Here is a 13,796-nt window from a genome sequence, read left to right on the forward strand (position 1 = left end):
CGCGCCCGGCTCCCCAGATGTCTTGCTGCAATGCAGCATAATTTCGATCCTACGGCCCGCCCCGTTGCCCTGGCGCTGCAGGGCGGCGGGTCCTTTGGCGCCTTCACCTGGGGGGTGCTGGACCGGCTCCTGGCCGAGCCCTCCCTGCCGCTCGCCGCGGTCAGTGGCGCCAGTGCCGGCGCCGTGAATGCGGTGCTGATGGCCGACGGCCTGCTCGCCGGCGGGCGGGAGGAAGCGCGGGCGCGCCTGGCGCGGTTCTGGCGCCTGCTCTCGGACCGGGCGGGGCTGGCCGGGTATCCGGTGATCGGCTCGGTGCTCGCCGCCGCGAACCTGCCCGTGCTGCCCTTCACCCTTGCGCTGCCGGGGACGGACCCGTTGCGCGACCTGCTCGGCGACCTGGTGGATTTCGAACGGTTGCGCGCGGAACGCCCCCTTCCGCTGCTGATCGCCGCGACCCGCGTGCGCGACGGCGAGGCCCGCATCTTCCGCGAGCACGAGATCACGCTGGAGACGGTGCTCGCCTCCGCCTGCCTGCCCATGCTGCGCGAGGCCGTGGAAATCGACGGCGAGCCCTATTGGGATGGCGGCTACAGCGCCAATCCGCCGCTGTGCGACCTGATCCGCGCCACCACGGCACAGGACCTGATCCTGGTGCAGCTCAGCCCGGATGAACGGGAGGGCAGCCCGCGACTGCGCCAGGACATCCGCAATCGCTCGATGGAGATCGCGTTCTCAGCGCCTCTCAAGCGTGAGTTGCAGGCGATCGAGGACATGCGGGCGCTGTGCAAGGAAAGCGGGCTCACGCGCCCACGCCGCTGCCGGCACCTCGAACGACTGCGGCTGCACCGGCTGTCACTGTGGGACGCGGACACCGACACCGCCGACGCCAATCCCGCGAACGTGACCTGGCCGTTCCTGACCCGCCTCGCGGACGCCGGGCGCGCGGCGGCGGAACGCTGGCTGGCGCCGGCGCGGATGGCGGCGGAGTAGCGCGGTGCGCCGGAGAGGGGCTTTGCCCCCCTCCGGGCCTCCCCCCACCAAAGGCCGAAAGGCCTTTGGAAACCGTGAGATTCAATCGGGGGGTTCGGGAGGGGGCAGGATGCGCCTTTCGCGCAGGGGCCGCGCGTAGGCCTCTCCCGTCGCTCGCCGCCCTATGCCGCCGCCTGCTCAAGCGTGGGTGCCACGTCCTGCAGCGTCACGCGCCGCATGTCGCGGGGGTAGGTGCTGTCCTCGAAGGGCCGCGCGCGGTGCAGGGTGCAGCGGTTGTCCCACACCACCAGGTCGTTCTGCGTCCAGCGATGGCTGTGGACGAACTCCCGCTGGGTCGCGAATTCCGTCAGGTCGCGGATCATGGCCATCCCTTCCGGCACCGGCATGCCCTCGACGCGCCCGATGTGGGAGGAGAGGTAGATCGACACCCGCCCCGATCCCGGATGCCGGCGCACCATGCGCTGCGGCACCGGGGCGAAGGCCTTCTTCTCCTCGGGCGTGTATTCGTCGAAGCCGAGCTGCGCGCGCGAGTAGATCAGCGAGTGCCAGGCCACGAGATCCTTCAGCTTCGCCTTGGCCTTGTCCGGCAGCGCGTCCCAGGCCGCGCGCATGTCGGCGAATTCGGTCTCGCCGCCTTCGGGCGGGATCACCCGCGCGTGCAGCATGGAATACATCGCCGGCGTCGGCTTGAATGACGAATCCGAGTGCCAGAGCCGGTTGCCGAGGGCGAACATCCGCCGCCGGTCGTCCGCGGCGAGCAGCTTCCCGTCCGTGTCGAGGTTGGAGATGTCGTTCATCTCCTGGTGCTTGAGCCGGTGCTTGTGCGCGTCCACCGTGCCGCGCGTGGGTTCGAGCGTGCCGAGCTGCCGGCCGAAATCCATCTGCTGGTCGTCGTCGAGCGCCTGGCCGGGGAAGACGAGCACCGCGTACTGGTCCATGGCGCGATGGATCTCTTCCGCGATGCCCGGGGGCAGGGGTTGGCGGAGGTCCACGCCCGTCGCCTCGGCGACGAATAGCGGGTGCAAGGGCCTGAGCGTGAGCGGCATGGCGGTTTCCTCCAACCAGCCCGGTCCCGGTCGGCCGGGCTTTTGGGGCGAAGCGTCGCCCCGGCCGGGGAGGGGGGTCAAGATGGGCCGCGCGACGGCCCGCAGTTGCAGCGAGGATTTCGCAGGACATCGTGGCACCGGCCCCCGTCCCTGCGCGACAATGCACGGGCCCGGAACGGTCCGGGCGCGCGAAACGCGACTGGAGGTGGCCCATGGAAGGCGGATGCGGCTGCGGGCGGCTGCGCTACCGGGTGGAAGGCGCGCCGCTGATCGTCCATGCCTGCCATTGCACCTGGTGCCAGCGGGAGACGGGCACGGTGCATGCGCTCAATGCCCTCTATGAGGCAGACCATGTCGTCCATACGGCCGGGGAGCCCGAGATCGTCTACACGCCCTCGGCCAGCGGCCGGGGGCAGCTGATCGCGCGCTGCCCGGCCTGCAAGGTGGCGATCTGGAGCAACTATGCGCAGGCCGGTCCCGCCGTCCGCTTCGTGCGGGTCGGCACGCTGGACACGCCCGGGCGTTGTCCGCCGGACATCCACATCTACACCTCCACCAAGCTGCCCTGGGTGGTGCTGCCGCCGGGCGCAAAGGCGGTCGCGGAATTCTACGACGTCGCCGCCGTCTGGCCTGCCGGAAGCCGCGATCGGGTCCGGGCCATGCGGCAGCGCCTGCGCGAGCAGGCGGCGGCGCCCGATCCCGCCGACCCCGGTAGTTGAGGGAGCGGGGGGGGCGGAACGACAGATGGCGGCCACAGGGGCCGCCATCCGATAGTCTCGATGCCGGGGTGCCGGGCTCAGGCCGCGGCGGCCAGCGCGTCCTCCGCATCCAGCACGCCGGCGACGGCATGCACCACGGCGGCGATGCGGACGGCAGCCTGGACGGCTTCCTTCGAGAGGCCGCCATGGAGGACGACCTTCTCATGCGACTCCATGCACATGCCGCAGCCGTTGATGGCGGAGACGGCGAGCGACCAGAGCTCGAAATCCACCTTCTCCACGCCCGGCTTCGCCATGACGTTCATGCGCAGCTTCGCCGGCAGGTTGACGTAGTCGCCGCCGACCAGGTGCGTGAAGCGGTAATAGACGTTGTTCATGCCCATGATGGCGGCCGCGGCCTTGGCGGCGCCGAGCGCTTCGGGGGAGAGCTTCGGGCCGAACTCCGCCAGGATGGCGCGCGTCACCTCGGCATTGCGGGAGGCGATAGCGCTGGCGATGAATGTGCCGGCAAGCTGCTGCTGGGTCAGCACCGGCTCCGTGGCCAGCGAGCCGAGGTTCAGCTTCAGGTCCTTGGCGTGTTCCGGCAGGCGGGCGCGCAGGGCTTCGAGGGACATGGGGGCCTCCAGTCGAGACGTGTCCCGCGGGCCCAGGGGGCCGCGCGGGACCGGGGGGTCCATGGGGGCTCACTACCCCCAATGCGCCAGGCAGGTCGGTTGACGGGCACCCGTCGCGGCTATCCGCGACGGGACCCCCGTTTCGCGCCTGCCTCGCGGCGCGGGCGGCCGTCAGGCGGCCTTGCTGAACAGCGCGTCCGGGTTCAGGACGTCCTTGCCCTTCTCCCAGTTGCAGGGGCAGAGCTCGTCCGTCTGCAGCGCGTCGAGCACGCGCAGCACTTCCTGCGGGTTGCGGCCGACGTTCAGGCCGTTCACCGAGGCCCACTGGATCGTGCCGTCCGGGTCCACGATGAAGGTCGCGCGCAGCGGCACGCCGGCGGCCTTGTCGAGGATGCCGAGGCCCGAGGACAGCTCGCGCTTGATGTCGGCCAGCATCGGGATCGGCAGGTCGCGGATGTCGTCGTTGTGGACGCGCCAGTTCAGGTGGACGAACTCGCTGTCCGTTGAGACGCCGTAGACCACCGCGTCGCGGTCGGCGAACTCACCGGCGAGCTTGCCGAAGGCGGCGATCTCGGTCGGGCAGACGAAGGTGAAGTCCTTCGGCCAGAAGAAGACGATCTTCCACTTGCCGGCATCGGTCTGGTCGGTGATCTCGGTGAAGGACACGCCGGGGCCGCCGAGGCCCTCCTTGCCGCCCTTCACGGCGGTCAGGGCAAAGGCTGGGAACTTGTCGCCAACGGTCAGCATGGGGTCGCGCTCCTCGGGGTTGCGGGCCGGATGGCCTGTTGTGCGGTGCACCTTGTGCGGTGCAGCAGATGCCCTCGGGGCGGGATTCTGTCCAACCGATTTCTTCGAAGGGTTCGATCGAGGAATTCGATTTGATCGGTTTGATCGAGCGCAAGGACACGCGCGCCGAATAGTTCTAGCGGCGCAACTCCATCTGGATCGGGCCTTCCCGTTCCCCGCGGGCGAACTGGTCCACCAGCGGATTGCCGGTATTGCCGAGCGCCGCCGCCGCTCCGGTCCAGACGATCTTCCCCCTGTGGATCATCGCCGCGTCGTCGCCGATGCGTCGCGCGCTCGCCATGTCGTGCGTGATCGAGACGGCCGTCGCGCCCAGCCGCTTCACCACGTCCACGATCAGCCCGTCGATCACCGCGCCCATGATGGGGTCGAGGCCGGTGGTGGGCTCATCGAAGAAGATGATGTCGGGCTGCGCCGCGATGGCGCGCGCCAGGCCTACGCGCTTCTGCATGCCGCCCGAGAGTTCGGCCGGGGAAAGGTCGCCCACGGAGGCTGCGAGGCCCACCTGCGCCAGCACCTCCGCCGCCTTGTCGCGGGCGGCGCCGCGCGTGATGCGCTTCTGCGCCAGCAGCTTGAAGCAGACATTCTCCCAGACGGGCAGAGAATCGAAGAGCGCGCCATTCTGGAAGAGCATGCCGATGCGGTCGTTCAACTCCTCCCGCTCGCGGCGGCCCATGGCCAGCACGTCGCGGCCGTCGATCTCGATCGTGCCGGCATCGGGCTGGATCAGGCCGAGGATGCACTTGATCGTCACCGACTTGCCGGAGCCCGACCCGCCGAGGATCACCATCCCGTGCCCGGCCCGGATGTCGAGATCCACGCCGTCCAGCACCTTCTTGTCGCCGAAGGCCTTGGAGAGGCCGCGGAGGCGGATCTTCGGAACGCCATCCACATGCGCCTTGGTATCCACGAAAGCGCCCCTCAAGCGCCGGCCGCCGCACATCCGTGCGGCTTGGCTTCGCGGTACTTGCCGCGGGCCGCGATCGCGGCCTCGGCCCGCGTCGTGGCCGCGGGCGGCATGTCGGAACCGTGTGTGATCGGCTGGGTCATTGCGCGAAGAACATCTCGGTCAGCACGTAGTCGAGCGCGAGGATGAGGATGGAGGAGGAGACCACCGCCATCGTCGTCGCGGCACCGACGCCCTGCGCGCCGCCCTTGCTGTAGTAGCCGCACCAGCAGCCCATCAGCGTGATGACGAAGCCGAACACGGCGGCCTTCACCAGGCCCGACACGACGTCTATCACTTCGAGGAAATCCAGCGTCGCCTTGAGGTAGCCGGCCGAATTGAAGCCGAGCTTCGTGGTGCCGATCAGCCAGCCGCCCATGACGCCGAGGATGTCGGCCACTGCGACCAGGAAGGGCAGGGCGATCACCCCCGCGAGCAGCCGCGGCGTGACGAGGTATTTCATCGGGTTGGTGGACAGCGTCGTCAGCGCGTCGATCTGGTCGGTGACGCGCATGGTGCCGATCTCGGCGGCGAAGGAGGCGCCGATGCGCCCCGCCACCATCAGGCTCGCGATGACCGGGCCGAGTTCGCGCGTGATGGACAGGACCACCACGTTCGCCACCGCCCCTTCGGCGTTGAAGCGGACGAAGCCCGTGTAGGATTGCAGCGCCAGCACCATGCCGGTGAAGATCGCCGTCAGCGCCACCACGGGCAGCGAGAAATAGGCGATCTCGGCCAGGTGGCGCAGGAACTGCCGCGCATAGAAGGGCGGCCGCAGCAGGTGGGACAACGCCTCCAGCGCGAAAAGCACCAGCGCGCCCACTTCGCGGCAGGCCGAAAGGACGGCCCGCCCGATCGCGGCGACGGGGTTCAGCACCAGGTCCAACCGCTCAGCCCCGGATGTAGTCGCGGGCGTAGCGCGCACCGAGGGAGGTCAGCACCTCGTAGCCGATGGTGCCCGCGCGCGCGCCCACCTCGTCCGGGCTGCAGCCGGCGCCGCCGATCAGCGTCAGGCGGTCGCCGGGGGCGATCTCCGGCAGGTCGGTCACGTCGAAGGTCGTCAGGTCCATGGACACCCGTGCCACGAGAGGGACGGGCCTGCCACGGAAATCCGCCACGGCCTTGCCCGAGAGGCTTCTCAGGTAGCCATCCGCATAGCCCACCGCAACCGTCGCGATCCGCGTGGGGCGCGGTGCGGTCCAACTTGCCCCGTAGCCGACCGGGGTTCCGGCCGGGATCTCCCGCACCTGGAGCACCGGCGCATCGAGCCGCGCCACCTGCCGCATCGGGTTCGGCCGGTCCGGCGTCGGATTGATGCCGTAGAGCGCGCAGCCCGGCCGCGACAGGTCCGAGGCGAAGTCCGGCCCGAGGAACATGCCGGAGGAATTGGCGAAGGACCGCCGCGCCATGGGCAGGTCCGAGCACGCTTCCGCGAAGCGTTGCGCCTGCGCCGCGTTCATCGGATGCGCCGGCTCGTCCGCGCAGGCGAGGTGCGTCATCACATAGAGAAGCTCGATTCCCGCCAGCAGCGAATGATCGGCCGAGAGCCGCGCGCGTTCCGCCGCATCCAGCCCCAGCCGCGCCATGCCGGTATCGACATGCAGGATCGCCCGCCGCGCCACGCCGGACGCCCGCGTCGCCGCCGCATGCGCCGCGACATCGGCGAGTGAGTTCATCACCGGCACCAGCCCGGCATCGCCATCCGCGCCAGGCGGGAAGCCGCCGAGCACGGCGATCATCGGCCCGGCGCCGATCGCCGCCCGCAGCGCGATGCCTTCCTGCAACTGCGCCACGAAGAAGTGGCGGCAGCCTGCCGCGCGCAAGGCTCGCCCGACCTCGGCCGCGCCAAGGCCGTATCCATCCGCCTTCACGACTCCTGCCACCGCGCCGGGCGCGCCGCGGGCCGCGAGGTCCTTCCAGTTCGCGACGATGGCCGGCAGGTCGATGGTCAGGACCGCGCGTGTCGTGTCGGCGAAGCGTGAAGCCGGTGTGCCGTCATTCATAGGGCGGCGGCTCCTCGTGATGGGTGTCGAGGTCGCCGAAGCGGGTGAACTCGGCCTCGAAGAACAGCCTGATGGTGCCGGTCGGGCCGTGGCGCTGCTTGGCGATGATCAGCTCGGCCTTGTTGTGGGCCATCTCCATGTCCTTCTGCCACTTCTCCGTCGCCTCGTGGAACTTCTCCGGGTTGTCGAAGTTGAGTTCCTTGGGCTGGCGCGCCTGAAGGTAGTAGTCGTCGCGATAGACGAACATGACGACGTCGGCGTCCTGCTCGATCGAGCCGGATTCGCGCAGGTCGGAGAGCTGCGGCCGCTTGTCCTCGCGCGATTCCACCGCGCGCGAGAGCTGCGACAGCGCGATCACCGGCAGGGAGAGCTCCTTGGCGATCGCCTTCAGGCCCTGGGTGATCATCGAGATTTCCAGCACGCGGCTTTCCGGGCGCGTGCCGGCGGCAGGGCGCATGAGCTGGAGGTAGTCCACCACCACCAGGTCGAGCCCCTTCGTGCGCTTCAGCCTGCGGCAGCGCGTGCGCAGCGCGGAGATGGTGATGGCCGGCGTGTCGTCGATCCAGAGCGGCAGGGCGGAGATCTCGCGGCTCACCTCGACGAAACGGTCGAAGTCGCGCTGGCCGATCTCGCCGCGGCGGATGCGGTCGCCGGAGATGCGGGCTTCCTCCGACAGCAGGCGCGTCGCGAGCTGGTCCGCGCTCATTTCCAGCGAGAAGATCGCGACGCCGGCCTTGGGCACCGCATTGGGGTCGTTCTCGCGCGCCGCGCGCAGGAGGGACTTGGCCGCGCCGAACGCGACCTTGGTGGCGAAGGCCGTCTTGCCCATGCCGGGGCGGCCCGCGACGATCAGAAGGTCCGACGGATGCAGGCCGCCCATCTTGGCGTCGAGGTCGCGCAGCCCCGTCGTCAGGCCGGAGACGCCGCCCGGCGTGGTGAAGGACTTCTCCGCATTCTGCACGGCGACGGTCAGCGCGCGCTCGAAGGAGACGAAGCCGCCGTCGCCGGCGCCGCCTTCCTTCGAGAGTTCGAACAGCGCCTGTTCCGCGGCTTCGAGCTGCCCCTTGGCGTCGAGTTCCGGCTCCGCGCCGAAGGCGCGGTTCACCACCACCTCGCCGAGGTCGATCAGCTGCCGGCGCAGATAGGCGTCGTAGACGACGCGGCCGTATTCGCCGGCATTGATGATGCCGACCATGGCCGAGAGGAGCTGCGCCAGGTAGGCGGGCCCGCCGACTTCCTCGAGCAGACCGGAATGCTCGAACTCTGATCGCAGCGTGACGACGTCGGCGAGTTGGCCGGCTTCCACCCGCCGCTGGATGGCCTGGTAGATGCGCCCGTGCACCGGGTCCGCGAAGTGTTCCGGCGCGAGGAACTCGGAGACGCGCTCATAGGCCTTGTTGTTGGCGAGGAGGGCGCCGAGCAGCGCCTGCTCCGCCGTCAGGTTGGACGGCGGAAGGCGCTGCGACAGGCCGAGCAGGCCGCCCGCAGCGGGGTCGATTTCGTTCATGCCGCCATTCTAGCCCGACGGCGGAGTCGCGCGCCCCCTGTGGATAACGGGGATGACGGGGACGGCCGCACCCAAACCACCCCGCGCCATCAGTTCCCAACGGCCAGAGAAGGGAGGGGGTCCGGGGGAGGTTCTCCTCCCCCGCCCTTCCCATCGCCGCGAAACGGTTCGCCGCCGAGCGGGCAGCCCCGATCCGCGTCGGTGCGAGCCGTCGAAACGGCGATCAGCCCCTCCGCGTTCCGCTGTCAGGCCGAGAGCCGAGGCCGCCGCGCCGCCTCGCGTTCCGCTGTCAGGCCGAGAGCCGAGACCGCCGCGCCGCCTCGCGTTCCGCCTCGGCAATGTAGTCGCGCGTGAGCGGCACCGCGTCCGGCTTGTGCGCAAGCTGCATCTGCCAGACGAAGTGGCCGCCATGGCGGAAGGTCAGCTCGCAGCCCACCAGGTAGAACTCGAACATGCGGCAGAAGCGCTCGTCGTAGAGGCTCGCGATGGCGTCGCGGTTGCCGGCGAAGCGCGACCGCCAGTGGGTGATGGTCTCGGCATAGTGCATGCGCAGGACCTCGATGTCGGTCACGTGCAGCAGGTTCTTCTCGACCGCCGGCAGCACTTCCGACAGCGCGGGCGAGTAGCCGCCGGGGAAGATGTACTTCGCGAGCCAGGGATTGGTGGAGGCAGGGCCCTCGTAGCGCCCGATGGCGTGGACCAGGGCGACGCCGTCCTCCTTCAGCGCGTCCTTCACCACGCGGAAGAAGCGCCGGTAGTGGTCGATGCCGACATGCTCGAACATGCCGACCGAGACGACGCGGTCCACCGGCCTGTTCCAGGTGCGGTAGTCCATCAGCTCGAAGCGCACGCGGTCGGCGAGGCCGGCCTCGTGGGCGCGGGCGCGCGCGACCTCGATCTGCTCGGTCGAGAGTGTGATGCCGGTGACGTGCGCCCCGTATTCGCGCGCCAGCGTCAGCGCCATGCCGCCCCAGCCGCAGCCGATGTCGAGCACCTCGAGCCCAGGCCGGTCGAGACAGAGCTTGGCCGCGATGTGGCGCTTCTTGGCCACCTGCGCTTCCTCGAGTGTCTCCTGCCCGGTCGGGAAGTAGCCGCAGGAATACTGGCGGTCGCGATCGAGGAAGAGGGCGTAGAGCCGCCCGTTGAGGTCGTAGTGGTGGGCGACGTTGCGCTGGGCCCGGTGGGCCGGGTTCAACTGGTCGAAGCGGCGGCGCAGCTTCCGCAGCATCTCCATCGCGCGTTCCGCCGGATGGGTGCCGCCCGACATCAGGTTGATCATCAGCAGTTCGAGAAGCTGGTAGAGCGTGCAGCCCTCGGGCCGGATACCCCCGTCCATGTAGCCTTCGCCCATGGCGAGCGCAGGGTTGAAGGTCATGCCGCGGAGCGCGCGCGCGGTCGCGATGTGCATGCCCGCCTCGGGACCAGGCCCGCCGCCGTAGGTCCGCACCACCCCATCGGGATAGCGCACCCGGAGCGTGCCGATGCGGATCAGGCGCCTGAGGGCGAGGTCAAACAGCATGCTGCGTTCTCCTGGCCGGGAGGGGCACAGCATTGCAGATCATGCATCTGACAGGGAAGCCTCACATGCCGCAGTGCGGCATGGCGCCGGCGGGGCGGCGCGGCGGCCCGGCCCGAAGGGCGCGGACCGCGCGGCGCGGGGGCGAGGCGCGCCCCCGCGCCGGTCGGATCAGCGTTCGGACTCGGCCTGGCCGGCGGCCAGCTCGGCGGCCAGCTCGGCCTCGAGGGAAGCCTGCTCGGCCTCCGCCTCGGCCTCGACGCGCTCGCCGCGCGCCTGCTTCTCGGCCTCTTCCGGCGAACGGGCGACGTTCACCACCACGGGGATGGAGACCTCCGGGTGCAGGGCGACCCGCACGGTGGTCAGGCCGACCGACTTGATGGCGTGCGGCAGCAGCACCTGGTCGCGGTCGACGGTCAGGCCGGCCGTGGTGCAGCCCTCGGCGATGTCGCGCGTGGAGACGGAGCCGTAGAGCGCACCGCTCTCGCCCGCCTGGCGGATGACCGTGATGGACAGGCCATGGACGCGCTCGGCGACGCGCTCGGCCTCCTCGCGGCGCTTGAGGTTCTGGGCCTCGAGCTGGGCGCGCTCGCGCTCGAAGCGCTCGAGGTTGGACTTGTTGGCGCGGATCGCCTTGCCCGACGGGATCAGGAAGTTGCGCGCGTAGCCGGGGCGCACCTTCACCAGCTCGCCCATCTGGCCGAGCTTGTCCACGCGCTGCATGAGGATGAGTTCGATCATGTTGTGCCTCCGGGCGGGCCTGCGCGCCGCCCCCATTGCTCGTAGAAACCGAAGGCCGTCACCGCGATGGCGGCCGGCACGCTGAGGATGACGAGCCCGGCGTAGAACACGCCGAGCATGAAGTTCCGCCCCGGGCGTCCGGCGGAATACCGATGGACCGCGGCAATGCCCTGCAGGAAGACCGGCAGGAGCAGCACCAGCAGCACGGAGAGCAGGGCGGCCTCGCCCTCCTCGCCGAACAGCAGCCAGGCCAGCGCCCCGGCCCCCGGCAGCACCGGGTACCAGGCCGGCAGCCGCGCTTCGCTCCAACGCGGGGAGGGCGCTATCGCGATCCCCTTGCGGGCCAGCGCGGACTGCGCCGCCGCCGCGTTCACCGAAAGCGAGACCGCCGCCCAGAAGCCGAGCGCCGCGGGCATGACCTGCACCAGCTCCTCGACCAGGGAGACGGAGGTGCCGCCGCCCATGCGCGCGAGGCCATGTTCCACCGTGGCGCGAAGCGTGCCCGAGAGCCCGCCCGGCGCGCCGGAGAAGTAGGCCGCCGCGGCCAGGATGCAGATGGCGGGCCAGATGCCGAGGAGCGCCAGCGGCACGCCGGTGTCGATCCGGCCGCCGCGGAACCCCGCGATCACCATCGCCACCGCCGGGATCCCGAAGGCGACCAGGAAGACGACCATCGGCAGCGTGCCGGCGACGACCACATGGATCACCGCGGCGATCCCCGCCGCACCCGCCGCAGCACCCGGGCCGAAGCCCAGGCCGGCGGCGAAGAGCGGCAGCGGCGCCAGCCAGAAGGCGGCGAAGCCGAGCGGCAGGCCGCGCATTGCCCACAGCGACAGCGTCGCGGCCATCAGGCCGCCCGCCGTCGCCGCAAGCCAGCGCGGGTCACGCAGGATGTCCTGCCCTGACATCGCCTCGGCCATGCCTCCCTGCCCGGAGCCCCGTCCTCAGTCGTTGATGACGTAGGGCAGCAGCGCCAGGAAGCGGGCGCGCTTGATGGCCTGGGCCAGCTCGCGCTGCTTCTTGCCGGACACCGCCGTGATGCGGGACGGGACGATCTTGCCGCGCTCGCTCAGGAAGCGGGACAGCAGGCGCACGTCCTTGTAGTCGATCTTCGGCGCCTGCGGCCCGGAGAAGGGGCAGGACTTCTTGCGCCGGTAGAAGGGGCGCCGGGCGCCGACGGCCGGGCGGCGGGCGGCGGGCGTCAGGTCGGTCGTGTCGGACATGATCGATTACTCCTCGGTGCCCTGCTGGCCGTCCGCGTCGTCGCGCGGGCGGGCGCGGAATTCCTCGCGGTCGTCGCCGCGCTCGCGGCCGCGGCCGGAGCCGAAGCGGCCGGCCGGGCGGGGGCCGCGGAAGCCGCGGTCGCGCTCACGGTCGTCGCCACGCTTGGCGAGCACCGCCGACGGCGCCTCGTCGATCGCCTCGACGCGGATCGTCAGGGAGCGGAGCACGTCCTCGTTCAGGCCGAGCTGGCGCTCGACCTCCGGCAGGGCGGTGGCCGGGGCGTCGATCCCGAGGAGCATGTAGTGCCCCTTGCGGTTCTTCTTGACCTTGTAGGCGAGGCCGCGGAGGCCCCAATACTCGCGCTTCTTAACCTCTCCACCGCCTTCGGCGATGAGGGTCGCGACCTGCTCGGCGATCGTTTCGACCTGCTGCTGGGTGACGTCGTTGCGCGCGATGAACACGCATTCGTAGAGCGGCATGTGATCTCCCTGTGGCTGTCTCAGCCCTGGCCCCGGAATGAGGCGCGCAAACGGGCATAGCCGGGCGCTTGCCTTGCGCCCGGCAGGGGAGGGCGGCGTAAAGCACGCGCGGCCCCCGATTTCAAGCGCGAAGCGTGGGGAAGGGGGGTGCGGACCGGCACGGCACGTGCTGCACTCCATCGGAACGACGCCGCGGGAGACGTCTCGGATGAACCGTCGCAGCGCCCTGGTCCTGCCCTTCGCCACCTTCGCGGCCGCACGGCCGGGCCTCGCCCAGGCGGTCTGGTCCCCCTCGCGGCCGGTGGTGCTGGTGGTCCCCTTCGCCCCCGGTGGCCCGAACGACCTCGTGGCCCGGCTGGTGGCGCCGCACATGCAGCAGGCCCTTGGCCAGAACGTGGTGGTGGAAAACCGCCCCGGCGCGACGGGGGCCATCGGCGCCCGCCATGTCGCGGCCGCGGCGCCGGACGGCCACACCCTGCTTGTCGCCGCCTCGGGGACCATGACCATCAACCCGGCGGTCATGGCGCGGCCCGGCTATGACCCGGAGAAGGATTTTTCTCCTGTCTCCCTCGCCATGACCGTCCCGAACATGCTCGTCGTCCACCGGGAGGTGCCGGCGCGGACGGTCGCCGAGGTGATCGACTGGCTGAAGCGGGAAGGTGGGCGCGTCGCCTATTCCTCGGGCGGCGTCGGATCGACCGAGCAACTCGGCATGGAACTCTTCCTGCGCGCGACCGGAACGAGCGCGACGCATGTTCCCTTCCCCGGCGGGGCGCCGGCCGTGACCGCCATGATCCAGGGTCAGTGCCAGGCGAGCATCCTCAACGCGGCGACCGTCCGGCCGCATGTCGTCTCCGGCGCGCTGCGCGGCATCGCCATTGCCATGCCGCGCCGCTTCTCCGGCCTGCCGGAGGTGCCGACCATGGCCGAGGCCGGCTACCCGCAGGTGGTCTCGGCCTCCTGGTCCGCCTTCCTCGCCCCCGCCAACACTCCGCCGGCGGCGGTCGCGCGGCTGAGCCAGGCCATCACCGCCGCCCTGCGCCAGCAGGAGGTGGCCGACCGCCTGACCTCGGCCGGCTTCACCATCGACGCCAGCTCGCCGGAGGAACTTGGCCGCACGATCGCCACCGAGCTTGCGCGCTGGAAGCGCGTGGTGCAGGACGCCGGCATCCAGATGAACTGAGGGCCAGGCCGCCTTCGTGCCGAT

Annotated in this window: 15 protein-coding genes; 3 read left to right on the plus strand and 12 right to left on the minus strand. The window is 70.6% G+C overall.

Annotation, left to right across the window (positions count from 1 at the left end):
* The first annotated feature begins 30 nt into the window (after window positions 1-30).
* Window positions 31-990, plus strand: a complete 960-nt coding sequence (locus tag GXW76_RS14260) for a patatin-like phospholipase family protein (protein WP_211862753.1) — start codon at window positions 31-33, stop codon at window positions 988-990.
* Window positions 991-1,151: 161 nt separating this feature from the next.
* On the opposite strand, the gene GXW76_RS14265 is transcribed toward GXW76_RS14260, so the two are convergent.
* On the minus strand, window positions 1,152-2,036 hold the full coding sequence (locus tag GXW76_RS14265) for a TauD/TfdA dioxygenase family protein (RefSeq protein ID WP_211862754.1): 885 nt from the start codon (window positions 2,034-2,036) through the stop codon (window positions 1,152-1,154).
* Between the two features lie 212 nt (window positions 2,037-2,248).
* Between GXW76_RS14265 and GXW76_RS14270 the strand changes: the two genes are divergently transcribed.
* Window positions 2,249-2,755 (plus strand): GFA family protein, encoded by a 507-nt coding sequence (locus tag GXW76_RS14270; RefSeq protein WP_211862755.1) that lies wholly within the window; start codon window positions 2,249-2,251, stop codon window positions 2,753-2,755.
* 77 nt (window positions 2,756-2,832) lie between these two features.
* On the opposite strand, the gene GXW76_RS14275 is transcribed toward GXW76_RS14270, so the two are convergent.
* The 11 genes from GXW76_RS14275 to rpsF form a co-directional block, all read right to left on the minus strand.
* Window positions 2,833-3,369 carry a carboxymuconolactone decarboxylase family protein gene (locus GXW76_RS14275; protein ID WP_211862756.1) on the minus strand — a complete coding sequence of 179 codons (537 nt, stop codon included), beginning with the start codon at window positions 3,367-3,369 and terminating at the stop codon, window positions 2,833-2,835.
* A 171-nt stretch (window positions 3,370-3,540) separates the two neighbouring features.
* On the minus strand, window positions 3,541-4,116 hold the full coding sequence (locus GXW76_RS14280) for a peroxiredoxin (RefSeq protein ID WP_211862757.1): 576 nt from the start codon (window positions 4,114-4,116) through the stop codon (window positions 3,541-3,543).
* 175 nt (window positions 4,117-4,291) lie between these two features.
* Window positions 4,292-5,083 (minus strand): ABC transporter ATP-binding protein, encoded by a 792-nt coding sequence (locus tag GXW76_RS14285; RefSeq protein ID WP_338150964.1) that lies wholly within the window; start codon window positions 5,081-5,083, stop codon window positions 4,292-4,294.
* Window positions 5,084-5,219: 136 nt separating this feature from the next.
* Entirely contained in the window at window positions 5,220-6,005 is a 786-nt protein-coding gene (locus GXW76_RS14290) for an MlaE family ABC transporter permease (RefSeq protein ID WP_211862759.1), read from the minus strand.
* A gap of 4 nt (window positions 6,006-6,009) precedes the next feature.
* A complete protein-coding gene (alr, locus tag GXW76_RS14295; RefSeq protein WP_211862760.1) occupies window positions 6,010-7,122 on the minus strand; it encodes an alanine racemase in 1,113 nt (370 codons plus the stop codon).
* On the minus strand, window positions 7,115-8,629 hold the full coding sequence (locus GXW76_RS14300) for a replicative DNA helicase (protein ID WP_211862761.1): 1,515 nt from the start codon (window positions 8,627-8,629) through the stop codon (window positions 7,115-7,117). The genes alr and GXW76_RS14300 overlap by 8 nt, the downstream gene beginning before the upstream one ends.
* Before the next feature lie 289 nt (window positions 8,630-8,918).
* Window positions 8,919-10,148, minus strand: coding sequence for an SAM-dependent methyltransferase (locus tag GXW76_RS14305; protein ID WP_272876071.1), 1,230 nt, complete (start codon window positions 10,146-10,148; stop codon window positions 8,919-8,921).
* A 168-nt stretch (window positions 10,149-10,316) separates the two neighbouring features.
* Window positions 10,317-10,886: a 50S ribosomal protein L9 gene (gene rplI / locus GXW76_RS14310; RefSeq protein ID WP_211862762.1), complete on the minus strand. Its 570-nt coding sequence runs from the start codon at window positions 10,884-10,886 to the stop codon at window positions 10,317-10,319.
* Window positions 10,883-11,806 carry a DUF2232 domain-containing protein gene (locus tag GXW76_RS14315; protein WP_211862763.1) on the minus strand — a complete coding sequence of 308 codons (924 nt, stop codon included), beginning with the start codon at window positions 11,804-11,806 and terminating at the stop codon, window positions 10,883-10,885. Before GXW76_RS14315 ends, rplI begins: the two co-directional genes overlap by 4 nt.
* A gap of 24 nt (window positions 11,807-11,830) precedes the next feature.
* Window positions 11,831-12,109 carry a 30S ribosomal protein S18 gene (gene rpsR, locus GXW76_RS14320; RefSeq protein ID WP_211862764.1) on the minus strand — a complete coding sequence of 93 codons (279 nt, stop codon included), beginning with the start codon at window positions 12,107-12,109 and terminating at the stop codon, window positions 11,831-11,833.
* 6 nt (window positions 12,110-12,115) lie between these two features.
* Window positions 12,116-12,589 (minus strand): 30S ribosomal protein S6, encoded by a 474-nt coding sequence (gene rpsF / locus GXW76_RS14325; RefSeq protein WP_211862765.1) that lies wholly within the window; start codon window positions 12,587-12,589, stop codon window positions 12,116-12,118.
* Window positions 12,590-12,797: 208 nt separating this feature from the next.
* On the opposite strand from rpsF, the gene GXW76_RS14330 reads away from it, so the two are divergent.
* Window positions 12,798-13,772, plus strand: coding sequence for a Bug family tripartite tricarboxylate transporter substrate binding protein (locus GXW76_RS14330; protein ID WP_211862766.1), 975 nt, complete (start codon window positions 12,798-12,800; stop codon window positions 13,770-13,772).
* Window positions 13,773-13,796: the final 24 nt, after the last annotated feature.

The organism is Neoroseomonas soli, assembly GCF_018129065.1.
Classification (GTDB): domain Bacteria; phylum Pseudomonadota; class Alphaproteobacteria; order Acetobacterales; family Acetobacteraceae; genus Neoroseomonas; species Neoroseomonas soli.